At 62.3% G+C, this 23,718-nt stretch carries 20 protein-coding genes; 14 read left to right on the top strand and 6 right to left on the bottom strand.

Annotated features, from left to right (window positions below; translation table 11 throughout):
* Positions 1-54: 54 nt before the first annotated feature.
* Entirely contained in the window at positions 55-1,050 is a 996-nt protein-coding gene (locus ACFPN2_RS31200; RefSeq protein ID WP_380604026.1) for an MBL fold metallo-hydrolase, read from the bottom strand.
* 149 nt (positions 1,051-1,199) lie between these two features.
* Complete coding sequence (locus ACFPN2_RS31195; RefSeq protein WP_380604024.1) at positions 1,200-2,042, bottom strand: hypothetical protein; 843 nt, start codon at positions 2,040-2,042, stop codon at positions 1,200-1,202.
* Positions 2,043-2,214: 172 nt separating this feature from the next.
* Between ACFPN2_RS31195 and ACFPN2_RS31190 the strand changes: the two genes are divergently transcribed.
* From ACFPN2_RS31190 to ACFPN2_RS31165, 6 genes are all read left to right on the top strand, one after another.
* On the top strand, positions 2,215-2,889 hold the full coding sequence (locus ACFPN2_RS31190; RefSeq protein WP_380604022.1) for a class D sortase: 675 nt from the start codon (positions 2,215-2,217) through the stop codon (positions 2,887-2,889).
* A 27-nt stretch (positions 2,890-2,916) separates the two neighbouring features.
* Positions 2,917-3,516 (top strand): hypothetical protein, encoded by a 600-nt coding sequence (locus ACFPN2_RS31185; RefSeq protein ID WP_380604020.1) that lies wholly within the window; start codon positions 2,917-2,919, stop codon positions 3,514-3,516.
* A 20-nt stretch (positions 3,517-3,536) separates the two neighbouring features.
* A complete protein-coding gene (locus ACFPN2_RS31180; RefSeq protein WP_380604018.1) occupies positions 3,537-4,097 on the top strand; it encodes a hypothetical protein in 561 nt (186 codons plus the stop codon).
* Between the two features lie 265 nt (positions 4,098-4,362).
* Positions 4,363-5,085: a response regulator transcription factor gene (locus ACFPN2_RS31175; protein WP_380604017.1), complete on the top strand. Its 723-nt coding sequence runs from the start codon at positions 4,363-4,365 to the stop codon at positions 5,083-5,085.
* A gap of 90 nt (positions 5,086-5,175) precedes the next feature.
* The gene (locus ACFPN2_RS31170; protein WP_380604015.1) at positions 5,176-6,636 is read left to right on the top strand and encodes a DcaP family trimeric outer membrane transporter; all 1,461 of its coding nucleotides are present in this window, start codon (positions 5,176-5,178) and stop codon (positions 6,634-6,636) included.
* 12 nt (positions 6,637-6,648) lie between these two features.
* Entirely contained in the window at positions 6,649-7,635 is a 987-nt protein-coding gene (locus ACFPN2_RS31165) for an asparaginase (RefSeq protein ID WP_380604013.1), read from the top strand.
* On the opposite strand, the gene ACFPN2_RS31160 is transcribed toward ACFPN2_RS31165, so the two are convergent.
* Positions 7,544-8,497, bottom strand: a complete 954-nt coding sequence (locus ACFPN2_RS31160; RefSeq protein WP_380604011.1) for a YihY/virulence factor BrkB family protein — start codon at positions 8,495-8,497, stop codon at positions 7,544-7,546. The genes ACFPN2_RS31165 and ACFPN2_RS31160 overlap by 92 nt on opposite strands.
* Positions 8,498-8,614: 117 nt before the next feature.
* Here ACFPN2_RS31160 and ACFPN2_RS31155 point away from each other — a divergent pair, with 117 nt between their 5' ends.
* Complete coding sequence (locus tag ACFPN2_RS31155) at positions 8,615-10,078, top strand: aspartate ammonia-lyase (RefSeq protein WP_380604009.1); 1,464 nt, start codon at positions 8,615-8,617, stop codon at positions 10,076-10,078.
* A 23-nt stretch (positions 10,079-10,101) separates the two neighbouring features.
* A complete protein-coding gene (locus ACFPN2_RS31150; RefSeq protein ID WP_380604007.1) occupies positions 10,102-11,238 on the top strand; it encodes a baeRF3 domain-containing protein in 1,137 nt (378 codons plus the stop codon).
* 1 nt (position 11,239) lies between these two features.
* Here ACFPN2_RS31150 and ACFPN2_RS31145 read toward each other — a convergent pair whose 3' ends face one another.
* Positions 11,240-12,808: an MFS transporter gene (locus ACFPN2_RS31145; RefSeq protein ID WP_380604005.1), complete on the bottom strand. Its 1,569-nt coding sequence runs from the start codon at positions 12,806-12,808 to the stop codon at positions 11,240-11,242.
* On the bottom strand, positions 12,805-14,490 hold the full coding sequence (locus ACFPN2_RS31140) for an MFS transporter (RefSeq protein WP_380604003.1): 1,686 nt from the start codon (positions 14,488-14,490) through the stop codon (positions 12,805-12,807). Before ACFPN2_RS31140 ends, ACFPN2_RS31145 begins: the two co-directional genes overlap by 4 nt.
* Positions 14,491-14,601: 111 nt before the next feature.
* On the opposite strand from ACFPN2_RS31140, the gene ACFPN2_RS31135 reads away from it, so the two are divergent.
* The 6 genes from ACFPN2_RS31135 to ACFPN2_RS31110 all read left to right on the top strand — a co-directional run bounded on the left by ACFPN2_RS31135 (position 14,602) and on the right by ACFPN2_RS31110 (position 22,487).
* A complete protein-coding gene (locus tag ACFPN2_RS31135; RefSeq protein ID WP_380604001.1) occupies positions 14,602-15,093 on the top strand; it encodes a DUF1269 domain-containing protein in 492 nt (163 codons plus the stop codon).
* Positions 15,094-15,138: 45 nt separating this feature from the next.
* The gene (locus ACFPN2_RS31130) at positions 15,139-16,740 is read left to right on the top strand and encodes an AbgT family transporter (protein WP_380603999.1); all 1,602 of its coding nucleotides are present in this window, start codon (positions 15,139-15,141) and stop codon (positions 16,738-16,740) included.
* Between the two features lie 98 nt (positions 16,741-16,838).
* Positions 16,839-18,344, top strand: coding sequence for a leucyl aminopeptidase (locus ACFPN2_RS31125; RefSeq protein ID WP_380606702.1), 1,506 nt, complete (start codon positions 16,839-16,841; stop codon positions 18,342-18,344).
* Between the two features lie 3 nt (positions 18,345-18,347).
* On the top strand, positions 18,348-19,352 hold the full coding sequence (locus ACFPN2_RS31120) for an Lnb N-terminal periplasmic domain-containing protein (RefSeq protein WP_380603997.1): 1,005 nt from the start codon (positions 18,348-18,350) through the stop codon (positions 19,350-19,352).
* Between the two features lie 85 nt (positions 19,353-19,437).
* A complete protein-coding gene (locus ACFPN2_RS31115; protein WP_380603995.1) occupies positions 19,438-21,582 on the top strand; it encodes a hypothetical protein in 2,145 nt (714 codons plus the stop codon).
* 98 nt (positions 21,583-21,680) lie between these two features.
* Positions 21,681-22,487, top strand: coding sequence for a hypothetical protein (locus ACFPN2_RS31110; RefSeq protein ID WP_380603993.1), 807 nt, complete (start codon positions 21,681-21,683; stop codon positions 22,485-22,487).
* Here the strand turns inward: ACFPN2_RS31110 and ACFPN2_RS31105 are convergent.
* The gene (locus tag ACFPN2_RS31105; protein ID WP_380603991.1) at positions 22,484-23,713 is read right to left on the bottom strand and encodes a mechanosensitive ion channel family protein; all 1,230 of its coding nucleotides are present in this window, start codon (positions 23,711-23,713) and stop codon (positions 22,484-22,486) included. The two genes, ACFPN2_RS31110 and ACFPN2_RS31105, sit on opposite strands and share 4 nt — an antisense overlap.
* Positions 23,714-23,718: the final 5 nt, after the last annotated feature.

The following is a 23,718-nucleotide window of genomic DNA, read 5'->3' as shown; positions in this document are numbered from 1 at the left end:
GCAGTGACGTTCAACTGCACGCAGCCCTCACTCGACTAACAAATGTTGATGGCGTTACAGCGTCTCGGCGACCCAGACGAAGCCGTCGCCGCGGCGCTCGAACTTGCCCAGGCCAGGGTAGGGGAAGTGCACAGCGTAGATGCGCTGGCCGCTCTCGGCGCTCTTGGTGAGCACGTCGATGCGATTCTTTTCTCCAGCCGCCGCATCGTTATCGAATGCGACCGTCCACTCAGGCTTCTGCACCGAGACGATGTAGTTGTGCAGAGAGTCGCCGATGTACAGCAGCGAGTCGGCGCCCGAGCTGATCAGATAACCGGAGTGACCCGGTGTGTGACCGTGCAGGTCGACAGCTTTGACGACCCCCGGCACCAGGTCCGCGCCCGGTGCGAACGCGTCGATCTTCGGCGTGAGCGCGGTGACCAGCGCGGCATAGTTGGTGGCACCGATGGCGGCGGCCTTTTCGGCGTTCAGTCCTTTCAGGAACTCCCAATCGGCGGCGCCCATATGAACGGTCGCGTTCGGAAATGCCAGCGCGCCTTCGGCATTCAACAGACCGCCGATGTGATCGCCATGCGGATGGGAGATGAAAATATCGGTGACGCTGGCCGCCTCGACGCCGGCATCCGCCAGCGACTTGCCGAGCTGACCGCCCGCCGGACCGAAGTTCGAGCCGGCACCGGTATCGAACAACAATACGCGCTCCGCGCTCTTCACCAGCAGCGGTTGAATCGACACGCTCAGCTTGTCTGCGGGCACACCGGCGGCCGTCAGCACGGCGGCGACGTCCTCGGGAGTTTTGCCAACGCCGAAGATTTTGTTGTCGTTCGGAAACTCGAACGCGCCGTCGCGAAGTGCCACGGCGGACAGCTGGCCGATGGTGAAGCTGCCAGCGGGCGCAGGCGCGGTCTGCGCCGGAGCGGCTGTTTCCTGCGTGGGCTCTTTGGGAGCCTCGGATTTCGGCGAGCACGCCGCGAGCGTCATGCAGACGGTCAGAGCGAGCGCAAGTGAGTTTGTTTTCATCGAGAACGCTTCAGTGAATGGGGGGCGCATCCTAGCATCGTCACAAATCGTTCACACGGTGCTTCCTATGATCGCGGCCTTCGGCTGGCACGGGACCTTCCAGTCCTGCATCTAATTTCATAATGAACGATGAGCGAGACCGCGTGGCGGTCCGGGTAGCCCGGGAAATACTCGAACGATTACTGTTGTTGTGGGGCGGACTCGGCTGGGGGCGGTTCCGCCGGCGCACCGCCGCCGTTCTTCTTCATCTTCTCCGGATCCGGCATGGGCAACAGCTTGCCCGTCGGCAGCAGCGCCTCGACATTCATCTGCGGGGGGATATGGGTCGACTCGCCTCGACCGCAGCTGGCGGTCCGGCGGGTGACTTTTACATCGAGCTTACGAAACAGCTGAGTGTTCATCTGCTCGAGCAGGTCGCAGTCCTCGGGTTGCAGCTTGACCGTGCGGGACGACAACGTCACTTCCTGCCGTTGCGCCTCGAACACAATCGGATCGTTCATCGCCGCTCCAGGATTGCGGGTGACGCGCGACACCAGCTCCCGGCGCGACTTGTCCTTCTCGATCTCCTTCAGCACCGCCGGCGTCATTTCCACTGGCATTTGCAGCTGAATGCGAATGTGCGCCGATTGCCGACGCTGGTTGGCGGAATTGCCAAAGGGGGACGAGTTGCGATTGAACGGGTCGTTGCGCTCGAACGGATCGCCGCGATTGAAGGGGTCGGAGCTGGCGCGCCCGGGCAGCGGATCCATCATGTCGTCATCGCCGATGACGTACGCATCGCAGTTGCGGACATCGACCTTGATGTCATCGCGGGCGCCGATCGCGACCAGGATGGCGGCGACGCGCTGCTGCAGCTCGTGACATGCCTGGAACTGCCGGGGCAGCTGGTAGTGAAAGGACAGCTCTTTGACTTTATAAACCGCTGTGACCGGCGGCGTATCGGCCAGTGCCGTGCCGGCGAGCATCACGGCTGCGGCTGACAGCAGTTTCAAGACAACCGTCGCATTCACTTTCGCCGTCATGGGGGCACTCTCCGCTGCTGACCTCATGCGATTTTCTGTCAGTCTAGGCCCGCTGCGGCGTCACGTCGAGCCGCCTCGCGAGCCAATCCTGCAATGGTGGACCTAGGGCTAATTGTCGCTCCTCCGGTCAGAGCCGACGCTGTTCGCCCCAGAAGCAATCAGAGCTTCGAACATGGAGCGAGCGAGCGCGAGTGGCGTGGCCAGGGTGATAGAGCGTGCGTGCTGGGCCCTGGCGTGCATGTTCATCGTCTTATATGTCGCGGCACGAACGGATGCGGCGATCAACGGCGGCGCCGACCTGGCCAAGGCGACCTCGCTGACTTCTGGCACACCGGCAACAACAGCGAATGTCACTCCGGCTGCACAGCTCGCCAGCACAGCGCCACCTGTCATCGCCGCCACGGATCCGCGGGGCTTGCTGGAGATCCCATCGCTCGGTTTGCGCGCTCCACTGTACTCGGACACGAGTGAGGTCAATCTCAATCGGGGTGCCGGCCTGATCCCCGGCATGGCCGGCCCGGGCGAGGGCGGCAATCTTGGAGTGGCGGCGCATCGCGACGGCACGTTCCGACCGCTGGAGAACATCCAGGTCGGGGCCACCATCGAGGTGCGCACTGCCGACTTTCATTACATCTATCACGTCACTTCGATCGTAGTTGTCGATCGCACCGACGCCGCGCTCCTGCGGCACACCGACGCACCCGCCATCACGCTGGTGACCTGTTACCCCTTCCGCTTCGTAGGGCCTGCGCCACGACGTTTCGTGGTGCGCGGCCTGCTCGATTCGACTCACGAGGCCGTCGCGCCCGTAACGCCGCCGCTTCGGGAGAAAACCGCGGCCATTTAAACCATCTGAAACAATTGGGAGAAGATCATGGGTATTCGTGTTCGCGTGACCTTGGGCGCGACTCTTGCGCTCGCCAGCGCTGCGGCGCTGGCGCAAAACCCGGCAGGGTGCGCCTCGGTGAAGTTCAGCGACGATGTGCTGGCCCGATTTCCACGGGCGCAGGAGGCTTGTCTCGATGTGATATCCCGAGGCGGCCAGGATTATGCGGTGTTCAACGCGCGCCTCTCGGAGGTGCGAGGGAACACCATGCGGGTGCGCTTCCAGCTTCCCGACGGCACGTTCGGCCCGACGCAATCGGTGACTCCGCCCCGCGATTTCCGCGTGCTCATCAACGGCACGCCGACGCGCGTCGCCGACCTGGCACCGAATCAGGAATTGAAAGCTTATGTGGAAGTCAGTCGGCCGGTGCTGGCACTGGAGCCGGCCGATACCGGACAACAGATGGTGATCGTGCCTCTGGTCGCGGAAGAGGCGGTGGAAGAAGAACGCGTGGCGGCGAACCCGGCGATGCCCGCCACCGCCGGACCGGCACCCATCTTCGCGACCTTCGGTGTGTTGCTGGCCTGCGCCGCGCTGAGCTTGCGAGCGGTGTTCCGCCTGCGTGCGCTCCGACGCTCGTTTAAATAATTCTATCGAGGAGTCGAATCATGATCAGGAACATTGTGGTTGTTTCTCTGGCCTGCGTGCCTTTGCTGGGATGGGCGGCTGAGCCGAAACAGGTCTCGCAGGAGAATGTCACCAAAGCGACCGCGACGGTGCAGTCCGTGGACCACGACACACGCTCGCTGGTGCTGCGCACGGCCGACGGAGTCGATACATTGATCGTAGCCGGGCCCGAAGTCCGCAACTTCGACCAGATCGAGGCGGGCGACACCATCCAGGCGACCTATAAAGAAGCGCTGCTGGCGCAAGTGTTGCCGAAAGGATCGGCGTCCAGCGAGCCGCGCACGTCCATCTCCAAGAGTCGATCCGAGCCCGGCGAAATGCCGGCAGCATCGGTGACGGCCTCGGTGTCCACCGACGTCGTCATCCAGTCCGTTGATCAGTCATTCGACACCGTGACCTTCAAGCGTGCCGACGGAATTGTCCGGACAGTGGCCGTAGAGGATCCGAAGGCCACCCAGTTCCTGCAGAAGCTCAAAGCGGGTGACGAAGTGCGTGTCACCTACACTGAAGCCACCGCGATCCAGCTCTCCAAAGCGGAGTGATGCTGCACAGTGGATGCGCGAGTGACCGGGACTTTGCCGATATATACAAATGGACACAGCGAAAATGAGTTTCGATTCGGCAAATCCCGATCTACTCGCGTAAGCCGCTGCCGCATGATCAGCGCGGAAGTCCTTGACTGCACAGGTTCGCCGCAACGTCGACGTGACAGGCAGGTTACAGGACCGCGCTCCGAGGATGTGGCCACGTTTTGGAGCGCGCGAAATACATCGAAATGTATCGTCGGGTGCACTAGCGGGAGTTTCAGTGAGCAGGACACCACCTACCGTGTTCATCGTCGATGACGATGCCGATGTGCGACGGGCTCTGGCTCGTCTGTTATGCGCGGCCCGATATGTCACGCGCTCGTTTGGATCCGCGGGCGAGTTTCTCGCGCATCACGATCCAACCGTGCCCGGCTGTCTGCTGCTCGATCTGGCCATGCCCGATAAGAGCGGCCTCGATGTACAGTCAACGCTGGCCGATTCCGACTGTCATCGTCCGATTATTTTCCTGAGCGGTCATGGCAGCATCGCCGAGAGCGTGATTGCCATGCGCGCCGGCGCGGTGAACTTTCTCACCAAGCCGGTGGAGAACGAAGAGTTGCTCGGCGCCGTCGAAGAAGCGATTCGCATGGATGAAGAGCAGCGGCGCGCGACCGGCTTGAAACAAATCGTGCAAGAGAGAATCGCGACACTCACGCCGCGCGAACGTGAAGTGCTCGCACACGTCGTCGAAGGTCGCATGAACAAACAAATCGCCGGCGACCTCGGCACCGTGCTGAAGACCATCAAAGTCCATCGCGCGCGAGTGATGCACAAGATGCGCGTGCGCTCGCTGGCTCAGCTGGTGAAATTGATCGCGGCATCGGGCGTGGTGCTGGATCGGCCGGAGCGCAACAGCGAGTTGCCGCACGATGTGAAATACAGCGGGCCGATGGCGCCCTCGGGCGGCAGTCACTCCATCGGCAGCGGAGTGGCGCATTGGTGAGTTAGATCGCCCTTGGTCCAATAGCGAATCCAGTTCGTGGGTGTAACGTCGTCCCGATAGAGACGATCGCGCCCCGCGACTGGATTGGACATGCAAAAGATACCGAAGACGATCGGTTTGTGCTTCTTTGTGCTGATCTGCGGCGCGAGCCCGCTCTCCGCCCAGGAAACAAGGACAACTCAGGAAGAAGCGATCCGTCAACTCAACGCCAGAATGGATGAGCTCAAGGCTCAGATGGCGAAGATTCAGGCCGAGCTCGACGCGATCCATCCGGAGAAGCTGCCCCAGCCCGGCTCGATCGTGAGCGCGCAACCGCCGTCGCCGGAAAAGCTGACTTCGCAGCAACAGGAAGAAGCGATCGGCGAAGCGACTCAACATCATCAGACGTTTGCGCAGGATGAGGAGGATGCGCCGCGCCTCTACAACGCGCCAACGGATCCCACGTATCCGGGATTCTTTCTTCTGCCAGGCACGCACACTCTGTTGCGGATCAACGGATCGGCGCGAGCCGATTTGATCTATGACCCGAGAATATCCACGATGGGCGACGGCTTTGTGCCCTCGACGATTCCGATCGCATCGGGCTCCGATCATTCGAATTTCAACGGCAGCATTCGGGGCAGCCGTTTCATGGCGGACTTTCGTATCCCGGTAGGCGAGAGCGGGTCCGCGAGAACTTTCGTTCAATACGATTTCTTCGGTCCCAACGGGACGACCGCACCCCGGCTGCGTCATTTCTATGCTCAGCTGAACAATGTTCTGGTCGGCCAGACATTCACCAACTTCATGGATCCCGATGCGTTCGGCGACGAGCTGGACAACCAGGGAGTCAACGCGGCGGTCAGCGTGCGTTTGCCACAGGCCCGATACAGCTTCGGACTGGGCGGGGGCTTAAGCGCTTCTGTCTCTGTCGAGGATCCGGACTCCTCCATTGATTTCTCGATCGACGGCTCACCGGTCACGCCGCTCACGGCCTCGCCGGACGTCACACTCAAACTTAGAAACGAATGGGACCTCGGGCATCTGCAGCTGGCGAGTGTCTTCAGAGACCTCGGGGTGGAGTTGCCGGACGGAGCGCGCAAGTCGACCTTTGGCTGGGGCGTGAACGCGACTGGCGGGATCGAAGTCTTCGGCCGCGATTCCATTGTCCTGGGAGTTGCTTATGGCCATGGCATCGCACGCTATGTGGGCGACACCGCGGGCTTGGGACTGGATGCAGCTCCCGAATCGCTGACAGACCTATCTTTGAAAGCGCTGCCGCTCACGGCAGCGTATGGCAGTTATCAGCATTACTGGAATCCGAGGATGCGATCGAGCCTGACGGTCGGTCATGTGAACGTGGATAACACAAGTTTCCAGCTGCCCGACACCTATCACAAGAGTACTTACTCAGGCCTCAATCTGATCTGGAATCCGATCGGCAGTCTGGATGTGGGCGCGGAGTTCGTCTACGGCTGGGTGGAGGATAAGAGCGGGGCAAAGGCCGATGCCCCGCGTTTTCGAATCACCGCGAGGTACAACTTCGTGAAGTTGCACCCGACGGAGGAATAGGAGCGCGCAGCCATGGCGAGAGTGCACATTCTGGCGACCGGCGGCACCATTGCGGGACGAGGCGCGACGGATACCTCGTCTGCATATCGTCCAGGCTCGGTCATGATCGAACAGCTGATCGACAGCGTGCCGGGGCTGGCATCGCTGGCTGAAGTGACGGGCGAGCAGTTCGCACAGATCAGCAGTCAGGATATGAACGAGCTGCTGTGGCGCGGGCTCGCGAATCGGATCAATGAGCTCTTCGAGGGCGACGCGGCGGACGGTGTCGTCGTTACGCATGGCACCGATACCGCCGAAGAGACCGGCTACTTCCTGCATCTCACGGTGACATCGGAACGACCCGTCGTGCTCACCGGCTCGATGCGTCCCGCGACTTCATTGAGCGCGGATGGACCGCTCAATTTATATAACGCGGTCTCGGTCGCGGCGGACCGCGATGCACGCAATCGCGGAGTGATGCTGGCGATCAACGACGATTTGCACAGTGCGCGCGATGTGACGAAGTCGAGCACGACGGATGTGCAGACGTTCATATCGCCTGGACCGGGATTGCTGGGCACGGCGCGACTGGGGCGCATTCGTTACTTCCGTCGTCCGGTGCGACGGCATACGACTCAGTCGGGCTTTTCGGCGGACGGCGAGCGTCGCATGCCCCGAGTCGACGTCTTGTTCTCACACGCCGGCATGCACGCCGATTTGGTGCGCGCGAGTGTGTCGCTTGGCGCACGCGGGATCGTGATCGCTGGCGTGGGCAACGGCAATGTGCCGGGGCCCGTGGTGAATTCGCTGGCAGAGGCAGTGAAATCCGGCGTGATCGTGGTCCGCGCCACTCGTGTTGGCAGCGGCGATGTCGAGCGAGGCGTCGAGCTCAACGATGACGATCTCGGCTTCGTGGTCGCCGATCAGCTCAGTCCGCAGAAGAGCCGGATACTGCTGCAGCTGTGCCTCGCTCACGAGCTGGATCGCAAGGCAGTGCAGGACGCGTTCTATCAATACTAGTCCGGGCCAGATGAGTCACCTTGCTGAGCTCGGCGCCGAAGAACAGCATCTTGCTGATGGCGTGCACCCATAACATCACGATCAGAATGCCGCCGATGGCGCCGTAGGCGCTCCACTTCCTGGCGGCATGGGCGGCATACACCGACAGGACTTCGGCACCGAAGATCCAGGTGAGCCCCAGCAGGATCGCCGTCAACCGGACATCAGTCCAACTCAGCTGTTCGGGCGGCAGCGCTCGCAACAGCAATGCGAATGTGAGCGGCGCAATGACGAGCGAGCCGAGCAGAGGCAGCAGCCAGCTCAACGTATCTCCAAGCAACGGCACTTCGCCTGGCAGCGCTGCGAGCCATTGCAAGGTGCCGATGATCGCGAGCAACGCCAACAGCAGGGCGCCACCGCCGCACATGATGCCGAAGGCGATGACGCGCTCCGTGACTTTCATCTGTATGGCACGAAGCAACGAGCCGGACGCAAGCGGCGGCGCTCGTTTCCAGATTGCACGGAAGGTCATGCGAAGGTGAGCGAACAGGGCCGAGGAGGTGAGCAACAATCCGACGAGGCCGATGAGTGTGGCGAGGATCGAGCCGCGTTGCAGGTGTTCGGACACTTGCTCGACGGCGACGCGCAAGTCGGCACCGAACGCGATCTCGACTGTGTTGAGCAGTTGATGCTCCAGATCCGTCGCGAATGGCGACAGGCGCAACAGCCATCCCAACGCCGCCATCAACAGCACGAGCAACGGCACCAGCGACAGCAGCGCGTAGTAAACCATCGCACCGGCGAAGTAGTGCGCGTAGTCGCGTACGTACTCGCTGGCAGCTGCGCGAAGCAAGTTGGAATGGACAAACGTGGAGCGGCTCACCGCCCGCGACTCTGGGCGCGGAGCCCGAGGCGAACAGTTGGACCTTGGTCCTACGCTGGGCCCTTGGCAGGTGAGATAGGGTCCTCGCAAAAGGCAACGGACCACCGAGGGCGAACCATGAGCGATCCTCAAGCGGACGAGGCATTTCGCAGGAGTATCTGTACGCAGCCGCAGGGCAGCGGCCGCGTACGCGCGGAGATGGACAGCCTCGGCGAGAGAGAGGTGCCGGCCGATGCCTACTGGGGTGTGAATGTCTCGCGGGCGCTCGAGAATTTCGCTATCAGCGGTCGTCCGATCTCTGTGTACTCCGATTTCATTTATGGCTACGCGTGCGTCAAGCAGGCCGCGGCCCGGGCGAATGCGGATGTCGGCGCGCTCGAGCGATGGAAAGCGGAGTTGATCGATCGGGCCTGCAATGAGATCCGCGACGGCTCGCTGCGAGATCAATTCGTCGTCGACATCATGCAAGGCGGCGCCGGCACGTCGACCAACATGAACTTCAACGAAGTGATCGCGAATCGCGCGCTGGAGATGGGCGGGTACCCGAAAGGCGACTACCAGCGCATCGACCCGAACGACGACGTGAACTGTTCCCAGAGCACCAACGACACGTATCCGACCGCGTTGAAGGTCGGCTTGCATCTGGCGCTGGAGCGCTTGCAAGTCGAGCTGGTGTCGCTGGCGACGGCCTTCCATTCCAAGGGCACCGAGTTCTCCGGCATCGTGAAGATCGGCCGGACCCAACTGCAGGACGCGGCGCCCATGACCTTGGGTCAGGAGTTTCAAGCCTTCGCGATCGCGCTCGCCGAGGAATGCCTCGGCTTCGAGCATGTGATGAATCAGTTGTGCGAGATCAACCTCGGCGCGACCGCTATCGGCACGGGCATCGCGGCGCACGCGAAGTTCGGAGACGCGGCTCGACAGCACCTCGCCGAGATCACCGGCTACGGGCTGCGAACCTCGCCCGATTTGATCGAAGCCACGACCGACGTCGGGTGTTTCATGGATCTGTCCGGCGCATTGAAGAAGTGCGCCATGAAGCTCTCCAAGATCTGCAACGATCTGCGACTGCTGAGTTCCGGCCCGCAGGCAGGTTTCGGCGAGATTAAATTGCCGCCGCGTCAAGCGGGCTCGAGCATCATGCCGGGCAAGGTGAATCCGGTGATCCCCGAGGCGGTGAATCAAGTGGCCTTTGTCGTTGCCGGCGGCGATGTGACATTGACCATGGCGGCGGAGGCGGGACAGCTGCAGCTCAACGCGTTCGTGCCGGTCATGGCGCACGTACTGTTCGAGAACCTGAAATATTTGACAGCGGCGGTCACGACACTGCGCGAGCATTGCGTGATCGGCGTGCAAGCGAACGTGGGCCGGCTCGAGGAGAGCTCGCGCTCATTCGTCGGCGTGATCACCGCGCTGATTCCTTATATCGGCTACGAGCCCGCGGCGCGGCTGGCGAAACAAGCGTTGGCGGACGGCGGCGATATCGTCGACGTGGTCGTCGCCTCCGGGTTGTTGTCGCGCGAAGAGGTCTCGTCGTTGCTTACGGCCGAACGCCTGACGGGCGAGCAACGCAGACACTGAGCGCATCGTGAAGAGGGGGCGTCATGCGGCAATTCTCGACTCATCAATTACTCTCGTTACTGGACAAACATGGCCCACCCTGTATCTCGCTCTATCAGTTCACCCATCGGCATCACCCGGACAGCCTGCAAGACCCGATCCGCTATCGGAACCTGCTGCGAGAGATGGAAGGCTCATTGCTGCAGAAGTACGAGAAGCGCGACGTGCGCTCGCTGCTGGAGAAGTTCCAGCCGCTGAGCCACGACGGCGAGTTCTGGAATCATCGCACCGACGGCCTGGCGATGCTGGCCGCGCCCGATATGTTCGAGGTAATCGAGCTGCAGCGGCCGGTGCAGGAGAATCTGATCGTCGCCGACACGTTTTATCTGAAGCCGTTGCTGCGCATCTCGCAGTCGGCGGACCGCTATCAGATCTTGTGCCTGACCCGCGATCGGGCGCAGCTGTTCGAGGGCAATCGCGATGCGCTCGATCCGGTCGAGCTCATCGACACGCCGTCGAGCATCACCGAGGCGCTGGGTACCGAGCTGACCGATCAGCATCAATCGGTGCGCTCCGCGTCGGGTCAAACGCCCATCTATCACGGCGTCGGCCAGAAGAAGGAGGAGGTGGATGGCGATCGCGACCGCTTCTTCCGCGCGGTCGATCGGGGCGTGATGGAGCATCACTCCAAGCCGACCGGGCTGCCGTTGATGCTGGTGGCGTTGAAGGAATATCACACGCCCTTCCGTAACCTGAGCCGTAATCCGCATCTATTGAGCATGGGTGTGGACGTCGATCCCGGCGCTATCGGCCTGGATGATTTGCGTGCGCTCGCCTGGGAGCAGATGGAGCCGCTGTATCTCGAGCGCCTGGCACTGCTGGTGCGGGAATTTGAAGTCGCCAAGGCACGTGATCTCGGCTATGACGATCTCGCCGAGGTGGCGGGGGCGACGGTCGCGGGCCGCGTGCAGAACCTGCTCGTCGAGGCCGATCGGCAGATCCCGGGCCGCGTCAATCCTCAGACCGGCCAGATCGAGCGCGGCGTGCTGAGCGATCCCGAGGTCGGCGATGTTTTGAGCGATCTCGCGGGTATGGTGTTGCGAATGAAGGGCGAGGTCGTCATCGTGCCGAAGGAACGAATGCCGACCGACACCGGCGCCGCTGCGACCTGTCGCTTCTGAATTAGCGATCTCGTGCGTGCGGCAGGAAACCGACGAACGTCAGCCCGGCAAGCGCGAAGAACGACAGCTTGAGCGCGAACAGTCGTGCGTCCGTGTTGATCTGCACGGCATTCGCGATGTGCTCCGGTGTGAGCGCCGCTTGCTCCAACACCTGCTGCAACCGGTCGTTGCTGATGAAGGCTACGCGGTTCAAGTCGAGGTGAGCGCGGAGTTCAGTGCCGATGGCCGGATCGCTGGCCAGATGACGATTCACGTTGAGACTGAGGACGCCGATGACGAGCGCACCGGCGATGGCTGCTCCGACGGCCGCTGCAAAGTGACTGGTCGCCGAGCACAGCGGCTCGACATCTTCCGACACCTCCAGCGGGGCAACGGCCGCGAGCGTTTTGAAAAGCAACGTTGCCAGCGCGCCTTCGCCGAGACCTATGGCCGCGAGGCTGAGCACGACCGACGCGTCGCTCCAATCGTTGCGCACGATCGCTCCGAGTAACACGAGGCCCGTGCCCACCGCGAGAAACGCATATCGAGTGGCGTTCCGCATGGCCACGGGCGTGCCGAAGCGGCTGACGAACAAGGCGCCGACGAAGCTGGCAATGGTGAAGGGCACGAGTGCATAGGCGGTAGCCAGGCTGCTGCGCCCCTGCACGATCTCTATATACAAAGGAATGAGAAAGGTGACGCCGGAGCTGACCGCGGCGATGGTGAAGATCGACAGCAACATGGATCGTTGCATTGGCGTGTTCAGCAACTGCATCACGCCCAGGCAGCCGCCCACGTGTCGTCTGCCCATCCACACCAGCACCAGCTTGATGAGGGCCGCGCCGAGCAGCATGCCGATCAGCGCCGGCGAGAGACTGAGCAGACTGAACGGTGCGCCCGGACGCGCTCTCACCATGCCCCAGTTGGTGATGTTGTCGGTGGACAGACCGATGAGCAACATGGCGAGCCCGACGGCGGCGAGCCCCGCGATTTCCGTGCTGGTGATTTTCACATTGGGCAGCAAGCCTCGATCGTGTCGCAGATACAAACTACAGAAGTACACGCCGGCCGCCAGGACCAATAGCAGCATGAACGTGATACGCCAGTCATTCCAGGTTGCGATGGCGCCGGCAATCAGAAACGCCGGTGCCAGGCTCAGGCTGCGTGTCGCACTCAGGCGGCCGAGGGCGATGGCTCGCTGTTCTCCGGGATAGTGATTTGCAATCAATTGCACCGACGCGGGTGTCAGCACCGCCGCCGCGGCGCCGGCAATCATCTGTGCGAGCACCAGCACGCTTGCGTTGGGACTCCAGGCCATGGCGGCCATCGCGAGACCGAAGAGTGCAATCGACGCGCGAAAGATGCGACGCGCGCCGATGATGATGGCGAGACGGGTGCTGGCCAGAATGCTGGCCGCGACCACCAGTGAGTACATGATGATCGCGGTCTTCACCATCCCGGAACCCGTCTCGAACGCGGTGACGATGCCCTCGATGGAGATTTTCAAGGTCGCGATGTTGAAGACCAGCAACACTTGAGCGCTCGCCAGGATCGCCAGCGGCAGCCAATTGAAGCGTACCTTGTCGATCACGCGGGCGACGATGCGGTGGGATGGTGGTGCTCGTCCTTGACGCTGGACGCGCCGCGCTTCGTCGAATCGCGAACATAACCAGGCAGCGCACCGGCGGGGAAGAACGCCAGCAGCGCACAGCCTGCCAACGCAAAGAACGTCGCTTTCAATGCCAGCAGGCGCGCCTCGGTGTTGATACGAACGGCTTCGGCGACGTGCTCCGGGGCGGCGTCGGTGTCTGCGAGCACTCGCTCCAGTCGGGCATTGCTGACGAACGAGATGCTGTCCAGATCCACCTGCGCGGTGACTTCGTCGGGCAGTTCCGTCGTATGGACGAGCTCGTAGTGAACGCTGCCTTCGAGCAGACTGATCAGCAGCGTGGCCGCCAGAGCTGTGCCCACGGCCGTTGCGAGATTGTTGGTGATGCCGCGCACCGAGCCCACGTCAGCTGCCAGCTCTCTGGGGGAGGCCGTGACCAATACATTAAATAGGAGTGTGACCAATGCGCCTTCGCCGAAGCCCGCGACCGCCATGCCGAAGATCACCATCGAATGACTCCAGTCATTGCGAATCGTCGCGCCGAGCAGGGCCAGGCCGAGCGTCACCAATAGAAACGAATAGCGGCCGATGTGCGCGGGGCTGAGGCGTCCCTTCAGACGAACCACCATCACGGCCGCGATGAAACTGGCCACGGAGAACGGAATGACGCTCAGCGCGGTCTCGAAACTGCCGCGGCCTTGGACGACTTGAATATAGAGCGGGATCAAAAACGTGATGGCGGAGGCGAGCGCACTCACGATGAAAATCGAAAACATCGCGGCTCGCTCGGACGTGCCGGCGACCACTTCGAGCGCGACCAGCGAATCCTGTCCCAACTCGCGCCGCCGTCGCGACCAGGAGATGAACGCCTGCAATAGAAAGACACCGATCAGAACCATCAGCGGCGCGGGCGATAGATCGAGGATGGAGAAGGGCGCGTCGGGTCGCGCCAGCAAGGTGCCCCACGAGGAAAGATGGCTGGTGCCCAGGCTGATGAGCACGACGGCGGTGCCGGCCAGCGCCGCCCCGATCCAATCGATGTCGACGTGCATCGGTTTGCGCTCGGCGCTGAGTTTGTTACTGAATTGCAGCAGCGCGATGGCGAGCGCCGCCAACAATCCGAACATCGCTCGCCAGCCCACCCAGCCGGTCAGCGTTCCTGCGAGCAGGAACGCAAGCACGATGCCCATCGCCGGTGCGCCGCCGAGCCAACCGAGCGCCTTCGCCTGCTGATGTCCTCGATAGTTATCTGCGACCAGCACAACGAGGGTCGGTACCAGCATGGCTGCGGCCATGCCGGCGATGACCTGCGCGACGATCATCAATGTCACATCGAAGCTCGCCGCCATGACGACCATGCCGATGCCGAACAAGCCCACCGACGCGCGAAATACGCGACGCGATCCAATCAACTGTGCGACGCGCGCACCCGGCAATATCAGCGCGGCGACCACGAGTGCGTAAGTGACGATTGCGGTGCCGAGCGTCGTCGCCGCTGTCCCGAGACTGCGGGCGATGGCATCCATCGACACCTGCAAGGTCGAGATGTTGAAGATCATCATGATCTGCGCGAGCACGATCACGATCATCGGGGTCCACGAGGCGGCGCGGGTCCCGTCCTGAATGGAAGCGTCGATGTCGTCGGTGCCGGATGACGCGTGCATGCAAAAGCTTGATACCGCCAAGCGCGCTTGCGCTGCGTTGGGCCTTGGCCCAATAGACTGTTCACCGTCGCGCTTCGATGCTCCCCCGCGCCCCCACCAAGGAGACGCGCGATGAGCAAGCTGATAGCTGTTGTGTTCGACGACCCGACCACGGCGTTCGAGATGCGCACCTCGCTGTTGAAGATGCAGAAGGAGTATCTGATCGATCTGGAGGATTCGGTGGTCGTCACCAAGACCGAGTCCGGCAAGACCAAGCTCGATCAGGCCACCAGCCTGACCTCGGCGGGCGCTATCGGCGGCGGGTTCTGGGGCATGCTCATCGGCTTGATCTTTCTCAATCCTTTGCTGGGCGCGGCGATCGGCGCGACCGCCGGCGCGGTGACGGGCAAGTTCACCGACATCGGGCTCAACGATCAAATGATGAAAGAGATCGCTGCGTCCTTCAAACCCGGCTCGTCGGCGCTGTTCGTGCTGGTGCGTCGTGCGACTGTGGACAAAGTGGTGGCCGGGCTGAAGGAATTCGCCGGTAAGGGCAAGGTGTATCAGACCTCGCTGGATAAGGACACCGAACAGACGCTGCGCGATGCGCTCGAAGCTGCTTGATGGTTCGAGGTTCGCGCACGGCGCACGCGCGCCGTAGAGGTGGCTATGGCGAAGCGCTCTCACACATTGAGTCCCCACGATCTCGGGGACGTGCACGATGACCGGAATCATCGCCGCTCATCGCACCCGTCAGGCAAATCAGGATTCGAGCGGTTCCTCGACGTCGTCGAGCGGGTGGGCAACAAGGTGCCGCATCCGGTCGTCATCTTCGTCCTGTTGATCGCGCTGGTGATCGTGCTCTCGCACGTCTTCTACATGCTGGGTGCCAGCGCCACGTATCAATCCATCAATGCCGATACCGGCGAAGTCGAAGAGCTCACCACCACGGCGCAGAGCCTGCTGACCGCCGACGGCTTTCGTTTCATGTTCGAAGGCGTGGTGCAGAACTTCATGAACTTCAACGCCGTCGGCGTGATCATCGTCGCGATGCTCGGTGTCGGCGTGGCCGAGGAGTCCGGCCTGATCAAAGCGTTGATCCATAAGCTGGTGAACGTCGCGCCGCCGGCGGCGATGACGTACATCTTGGTGTTCATCGGCATCCTCTCCAGCATCGCCGCGGATGCTGGCTATCTGGTGCTGATTCCGCTCGCGGCGGCGGCGTTCCTTAGTCTCGGCAGGCATCCCCTCGCTGGCCTGGCCGCGTCATTCGCGGGCGTCGCCGCCGTTTTCACGGCCAACATTCTGATCAAGCCGTTGGACGGCATTCTCACCGGCATCACCAACGATGCCATTCATTTGCTCAATCCCAACTTGTCCATCGATCTCACCGCGAACTTCTGGTTCTCAGCGGCGTCGGTGCTGCTGCTGACCGTCGCGGTGGCGCTGATCACGGAGAAGATTGTCGAGCCGCGGCTCGGCGCATACACCAGCAACGAGACGGTGGTCGAACGTAGCGAGATGACGCCGGAGGAAACGCGGGGATTGCGTTACTCCGGGATCGCCATTTTCGTGGTGCTGGCAGTGTTCATGGCGCTGAGCTTGCCGAGCGGCGCGCCGTTGCGAAATCCAGATACCGGCGATCTCATTGGCGACTCGCCGTTCATGAATGGCTTGATCGTGTTCATCATGATTCTGTTTCTTGCCGCGGGCTGGGCCTATGGCAAGGGCGCTGGCACGATGAAGAGCACGGTCGATGTCGTCAATGCGATGGAGAAGGCGATCCGCAGTCTGGCGAGCCTGTTGTTTCTATTGTTCGTCATCAGTCAGTTTCTCGCGTTCTTCAACTACAGCAACATGGCGACGCTCGCCGCCGTGAATCTCGGCGACTGGCTGGAGGAGGCCGGTCTCGGTCCGCTCACGCTGCTGATCGGGTTCGTCGTGGTGGTCGCCGTGCTCGATCTGATCATGACGGGCGCCATTCCCAAGTGGGCCATCTTCGCCCCGGTGTTCGTGCCGCTGCTGATGCGGCTCAATGTGGATCCCGAAGCCGTGCTCGCGGCCTATCGCGTCGGTGATGCTCCATTCAATGCGGTGACGCCGCTCAATGCTTACTTCGCGCTGATCGTGACGTTCGCACAAAAGTACGACCCCAAGGCCGGCGTCGGCACGGTCATCGCCCTGATGCTGCCCTACGTGATCATCGTCTTCGTGTTGTGGATTCTGTTGCTCGCGGCCTGGCACTTGTTCGGGATTCCGTGGGGCCTGTGAATCGACGAGGAGGAGCTGAAATGTCCGCGACTGCAAAGGCGAACGGTTCATCGCATGCCAAACCGGCCGAGCTGGTGCGTCGGCGTGAGCCCTTACAGATGACCCTGCGGCCGGCTTCGCAAACCGGCAAGGGAGAGTTGCTGGTGCTCGGCGTGTATGCGGACGGCTCGTTGCCACGCGCGGCACAGTCATTCGACGCTGTGTTGGACGGGCGCTTGCAGGAGCTTGCGAAGCAAGCGGAGTTGCCGCCGAAGATCGGCGAGACGCTGCTGTTGTACTACGCCTCGGGAGATACGACTCGACGTGTGTTGCTGGTCAGCCTCGGTCCCCGAAACGAGTTCGACGGCAAGGCTTATCTGAACGCGCTCGCGGCGGTAGCGCGTGCGCTCGCCTCGAGCACGACTCGGAGTATCGATCTGCCGTTGCCCGATGTGGCCGACATGGATCGTTCGGATGCATGGTGCGTACAGCAGGCGAGTCGTGTCCTCGCGGACGGCTACTACAAGTTCGCGGCGCCGTTGCTGGCCTCGAAGGAAAACTCGAAGAACAGCACCGCGACGCCTCAGCTGTCGCTGTTGGTCGACGAGGATGTGACTCCTGAGCTCGAATATGCCGTGCGCAGCGGCCGGGCGATTGCCGAAGGCATGGCGCTCACCAAGGATTTAGGGAATCTGCCGGGTAACGTCTGCAATCCAGGGTATCTCGCAGATGCCGCCCGCGCCTTGGGTAAGGAATTTGGTTTTCCGGTCGAGGTGCTCGAGCGCGAGGACATGGCGAAGCTGGGCATGGAGTCCGCGCTGTCAGTCGGCCGCGCCTCCGATCAGCCGTGCCGGGTCATCGTGATGAAGTACTTCGGCAGCGAAGCGGAGGAAAAGCCCATCGTGCTGATCGGCAAGGGCGTGACGTTCGATACCGGCGGTGTCTCGCTCAAGCCGGGCGACGATCTGGACATGATGAAGTACGACATGTGTGGCGCGGCCAGCGTCTTCGGCGCGTTGAAGATGGTGGCGCGTCTGGCGCTACCGCTCAACGTGATCGGCATTGTCGGCGCGGTCGAGAACATGCCTGGCGGCAATGCGAGCCGTCCGGGCGATGTGGTCACGTCGATGTCCGGCCAGACCATCGAAATTTTGAACACGGACGCGGAGGGCCGATTGGTTCTGTGCGACGTGATGACTTACGCCGAACGATTCCAGCCCGCCTGCGTCATCGATATCGCAACGCTCACCGGTGCGTGTGTGATTGCGCTGGGCTCGCAGACCAGCGGTCTGTTCGCCAACGACGATGCGCTTGCCGACGAGTTGTATTCGTGCGGCACCGACACCGGCGATCGCGCGTGGCGCATGCCGCTGTGGGATGAGTATCAGGATCAGTTGAAGAGCAACTTCGCGGACATGAGCAACCTGGGCGGCCGCCCGGCAGGTGCGGTCACCGCCGCTTGTTTCCTGTCCCGCTTTGCGAAGGGCTATCGATGGGCGCATCTGGATATCGCCGGGACCGCATCGGTCGGCGGCGAGCGCAAGGGAGCGACCGGTCGGCCAGTGCCGTTGCTCTCGGCTTTCCTGTTGAAGCGCGCGGAGCATACGACGCCTGCCCAGAGATAGTCGGTGCTGCTTCGGACGCGATTGGCTCTGCGATGGCTCGCGCATGCGACCGGCCACCTGATCCAGGCGCTGCTGGTCATCTGGGCGGCGCTCGCCCTCTGGTTCTGGCCGACACAGTGGGTGGGTTTACGGCTCGCATTGGCGATCGCGTTCGCGGCTTTCGGGATCTGGGCGTTCTGGTTCACGCGCTCACGACGCGTGTGGCTCACCTTCGCGGCGCTCTACATGGTGGTGATCGTCGGCTGGAGCGCCATCAAGCCGAAGCTGGATCGCGACTGGCGGCCTGAAGTGGCGGTCCTGCCTCGGGCCGTGGTTTCGGGCGATCAGGTGCGCCTGCTCGGGGTCCGCGATTTCAAGTACCGCAGCACCGACGATTTCACACCGCGCTATCGGGAGCGCACGGTCTACCTGTCGCGTCTGACCGGCGTCGATTTCTATATCTCTTATTGGATGCCGGGCCCGATCGGCCACACCTTCCTGAGCTTCGTGTTCGACGACGCCGAGCCGATCAGCATTTCCATCGAGGCGCGGCCCGAGGCGCACGAGGGGTTCGCACCGGTCGGCTCGTTGTTCAAGCAGTTCGAGCTGATCTACGTGGTGGGCGAGGAGCGGGACATCGTCGGGGTGCGCACCAACTATCGTGCCGAGGATGTATATCTGTATCGAATCAGCACCACACCGGAGAATGCACGCCGCTTGTTTATGATCTATCTGGAGCGCATCAACGAGCTGGCGGAGCGGCCCGAGTTCTATCATTTGTTGAGCAACAACTGCACGCTCAACATCGTGCGCTATGCCAACAGCATCGGCCCGGGCTCGCGCTTCGACATTCGTCATTATCTGAACGGCCTGTTCGACAGCTACCTCTATCACCGTCAGCTGCTGGACAGCTCGTTACCCTTCGAAGAGCTGCGTCGCCAGGCCCACATCAACAAGGCGGCCCAGGCCGCGGACTCCGGCGAGGACTTTTCTCAGCGCATCCGCGCACAGCTCGGCAAACGAAGTTGAATGTTGGACCAAGGGTAAATTGCCGGTTCTCGCGCCTCGCGGCCAAAGTCGTCGCTCAACGCGGGAGCCAACGGGGAGAGCACCGATGACCGCAGAGCATGGCCGTCTGCGCGAGGCCAACGAACGAGGCGTGCCATGGCGCAAGTGGGGCCCGTACTTGCGTGACAGCGCCCGGCCTGGCACTCGGGCGCGTTCCGACAACGAAGCACCGGCGGTCGCGCCGGGTCAACTGCGCTCGTGGGCGTATGAATGCAGCGACGACGGCCCGGTAGGCATCTGCGACGAACAAATGCGGCTATGCTTCGCCATTGCCATTCGAAGCGGCGGCGACAGTAGCTTGCAGGAACGTCCACTCGCCGTACCGGTGCAGTATTCGAGACGTTGTACTCAGGCCGACAACCTGCCGACGCATTCTTATCTGCGTGCTCACTACAGATATCGCGAGCGGGAGCGGCCTTCGAGCCATCGTGAGACGGCGTGCTTCGATGTAATGGTCGAGTACGCGAAGTCGGGCCCCGAGGAGATCCTGATCCAGATTGAGATCAAGAACACCGGCTGTGAAACCGCGACCTTGCAGGTCTTGCCGCAACTCTGGTTCCGGCAGGACGCGGGGGCGCTCGTCGATCCGCGAATCGTGATCGAGCGCGCCGTCGGCCGGGCCGATGTGCCGTGTCTGGTCGCGCGCCATCCGGAATTGGGCGCTTACTATCTGCATTGTGAGCTGGCTGGCGCGTTCTTATTTACGGGCTGTACGCAGCCGGTGGATCTGAATCGCGGCGGCACGCGAGCCGCGGCTCACTATCTCGTGATCCTCGCGCCACGCGCGGTCCAGCGCGTTCGCATGTTGCTCACGTCGACGATACCGGCGGTCGGCAAGCCCTCGTTGGAAAAGCTCTTCGCCAGCTTGAAACAACACCGCCACGACGCGAACGAGTTCTTCTCCGTGATCACCTATGCCTGCGAGAGCCCGGTCGGGGCTTTCGACGTGCGGCGGGCCTTCTGCAATATGCTTTGGAACAAAGCCGTGTGGGTCTCGGCCGTCACAGGCTGGCTCTATGACCGGCGCTCGAACTCCGCCGTGCCGGGCGAAGTGCACGAACCGGCCGCGTTTCGCTTGAAGGTCGCTCAAGTGGTCGCGCCACCTCACAAGCGGGAATGTCCGCATCTGGAATCGCCCGCGTGGTTGTTGCACACACTGGCTTTGGCCTGTGTCGATGCGGATCTCGCCGCTCATCAGCTGCGCTTGCTGCTCAAGGGCGAGCTGAAGAATCGCAGTAATCGCCTCAGTCCCGTGCATCACGAGTGGCAGGCGCTCAAGCCGTGGGCGGCGCTATTGATGTATCGATTGCAGCGGCCGCGTCGCCCGAAAGATGCGCGTAGCGATTTGATCGAGAACTTTGAGGCCTTGTCGACGCAAACCGCCGGCGGCGGATGGGCGGCGATACGCGCGCAGAGCATGCTCGAGATGGCGTTGGAGCTGGCGGCTCACGACACGCGCTACGAGCAACGCGCGATCGAATGTTACGTGTCTTTGATCGCTGCCATCGCCGCTTTGGACTGTGAAGCGTCGATGCTCGACGGGCGGGCCGAAGAGCTCGACGAAGAGCCTGGCTTCCGGCTGATCATCAGCGATCGCATGCAGTTCCAGGTGTTGTCTTCGGTCGGCCTGCTTGCGCTGAGTGGCGCGGTGGCGTTCCGTGCGGGAGCGCTCGCGGGATTGCCGGGGTTCTGCGAGCAAGTGCGTTTCGTTCATCGCGAGCATGCGGATCGAATCTGCAAGCCCGAGCATTTGCGCGCCGTGCTGGATCGGCTCTTCGGCGGCGAGAACAACGCCGCCTGGGCAACGCTGCCCGCGGGCATGTTGCTGGTCCGGGCATTGTCACAGATCGAGGCATTGTATGGTTCCGCGATTCGAATCCGGTGTCCGCTGGCGGGCTCGATATTGAGTGCGGCGGAGCTGAGTCGCTGGATCGTTCATCAGCATGTCGCGGTCCGCGTGACGGCGGCCAATCGTCCCAAGCTGCTGGAATTCTGCGAATACGTCTATATGCGAGGCGCCGCGAACGCCGGACAGCACACCGGCTGGGCCGGCCGGGTCGCCGCGATGATTTGTGCTTCGTGGAATTATTCGCCCTTCGAGGACGGCGTCGAGCCGCCTGCGCTGATCGAACGCACGGGTACTCGAGAAGCCAGATCGCAACTGCCGAGCCTCCGGCTCACGCGGCGTTAGCCCAAGGTCCATCTTACGTTCGTAACCTGGCCGAGTAGCATCTTTTCGGGCCTGGCGTGTTGCGGGCGCGGCATTGTTCAAATCCTAAGGAGACCTGCATGAACTCTCTGGCACGATCGATCGTCGGCGCCGCGGTCACGGCCGCGGCCGTATATTTTCTGGATCCGGTGAACGGGCGCTCACGTCGCGTCCTGTTACAGGATCGGTGCAGGCGCGCGGCTCGACGCATCGATTGGAGCACTCGCGATCTGCGGCGGGGCGCATCCGAACGCTACTTTGCATCGCGCCCGAAGGCCACGTTCCGTCCGCACTCCGACAGGAAAGTGAGCAGGTCGGTGTGCGGTGCTGTCCGTCATTCGGTGTCGCATCCGGAATCCATCGACGTGGCGGTGGATCACGGACATGTAATTCTTCGCGGTCACCTACAACCGCAAGAGCATCAGCGGGTGCTCGACGAAGTGCGCCGTCAGCCCGGCGTGTTCATCGTGACCGATCATCTGAGCGAGCATCGCGGCAACGGTGAATATGCCGTCGACGAGGGACGCGCGTTCAGGTCGGCACGGGGTGCCAGCGGCTGGAGCATCACCGGTCGCGTGCTCGCGGGTTGCGCGGGCAGCGCGCTGGTGTTTTGGGGAATCCGCGAGCGCAAGGCGTTAGGTGAGTTCGGTTCGGCGATCGCCGAGGAATTTCAGCGCGCGATGGAACGAAATCTGCGCGAAGGTTTCGATGCCGATGACGCGAGCGATGCGGTCGATGCAGCCAAAGAAGGCGTCGGCGACGTCGCGGAAGCCGCAGGAAAAAAAGCCGAGGAGGGAATGGAGTGGGCCGAGTCGGCCAGCTCTGATGTCATCGAGGAGTATGCGCAGAAGCGGCGTCGCTCGAACGTGGCGGACGCGACTCACTAGACGGGTTCTGTATCCAGGCGCGACCTGGGTCGCGCTTTGGGTTCCATGCTCGGCTGTTGAAACACCCGCAGGCCGAACTCCGGAAGGATCGATAGCAAGTGCTCGAAGATCTCGGCCTGCACGGTTTCGTAGCGTTGCCAGTCGGTCGCGGTGTAACAGTAGACCTCGAGCGGTAACCCGCTCGGCGCAGGCTGCAGCTGCCGTACCTGGATCGGCATGTCCTGCCGGACATGGGGATGCGCTCGCAGATAAGCGCGCACATAGACACGAAACATTCCCGCATTGGTCGAGCGACGCACGTTGACTGGATCCAGGTCCGCCGCCATCACGAACTCCGCACGCTTGTGCGCCAGGTGTTCGTCGATGAGCGCGAAGCGGCGCAGTCCTTCCCATTCCTCGGCGCCGAGAAAATGAATCGAGGTTTGATCCAGCACCAGCGCACGCTGAATGAGTCGGGCGCCGGAGTCGAACATGCCGCGCCAGTTGCGAAAGCTTTCGCTGAACAGGCGCCAGGTGGGAATGGACGTGATGGAGTTGTCCATGTTCTGCACCTTCACCGTGTGCAGCGACAGGTCGATGGCGTGACCGTCGGCTTTCACTTGCGGCATCTCGATCCAGTCGCCGACGCGTAGCATGTCGTTGGCGGAGATCTGCAGGCCGGCGACGAACGACTGAATGGTGTCCTTGAAGATGAGCATCAACACCGCGGTCATCGCGCCCAGGCCCGACAGAATCAACAACGGGTCGCGATCGAACAGCGCCGCGGCGACGAAGATGGCGGCCACCAAGCCCACGATGATCTTACCGAGCTGCAGATAGCTCTTGATTGGATGTACGCGTGCTCGTTGCGGATCGTAGCGTTCATAGGCCGCGCCGATGGCTGTGAGCAGACTCATGATCGCGGTGGTGATGGCCAGCACCAGATAGATGCTCACGCCACGACGCAAGGCGGGAAGCACGGCGTTTGGAATGGACGGCAGCAGCGTGGAGCCGTAATAAACAACCAGCGCAGGCACCACTTGCGCCAGCCTGGGAATCACGCCCGGGCCCAGGATGGCATCGTCGAAGCGTGTCCCGGTCACGCGAGCTGCACGACTGAGGATACGAACCAGCAGCGTGCGCGTGATCAGATACGAGACGAGAACGGCGAGAATCAACAGCAAGATCTGCAGCGCCAGCCAGGCGATGGGATGATCCCGCACGCTGGCTAGCAGGTCCTCGAACATCGATG

This window comes from Steroidobacter flavus (genome assembly GCF_042651805.1).
Lineage (GTDB): Bacteria > Pseudomonadota > Gammaproteobacteria > Steroidobacterales > Steroidobacteraceae > Steroidobacter > Steroidobacter flavus.
The sequence above is the reverse complement of the archived record's forward strand: the minus strand, read 5'-3'. Positions and strand labels throughout refer to the sequence as shown.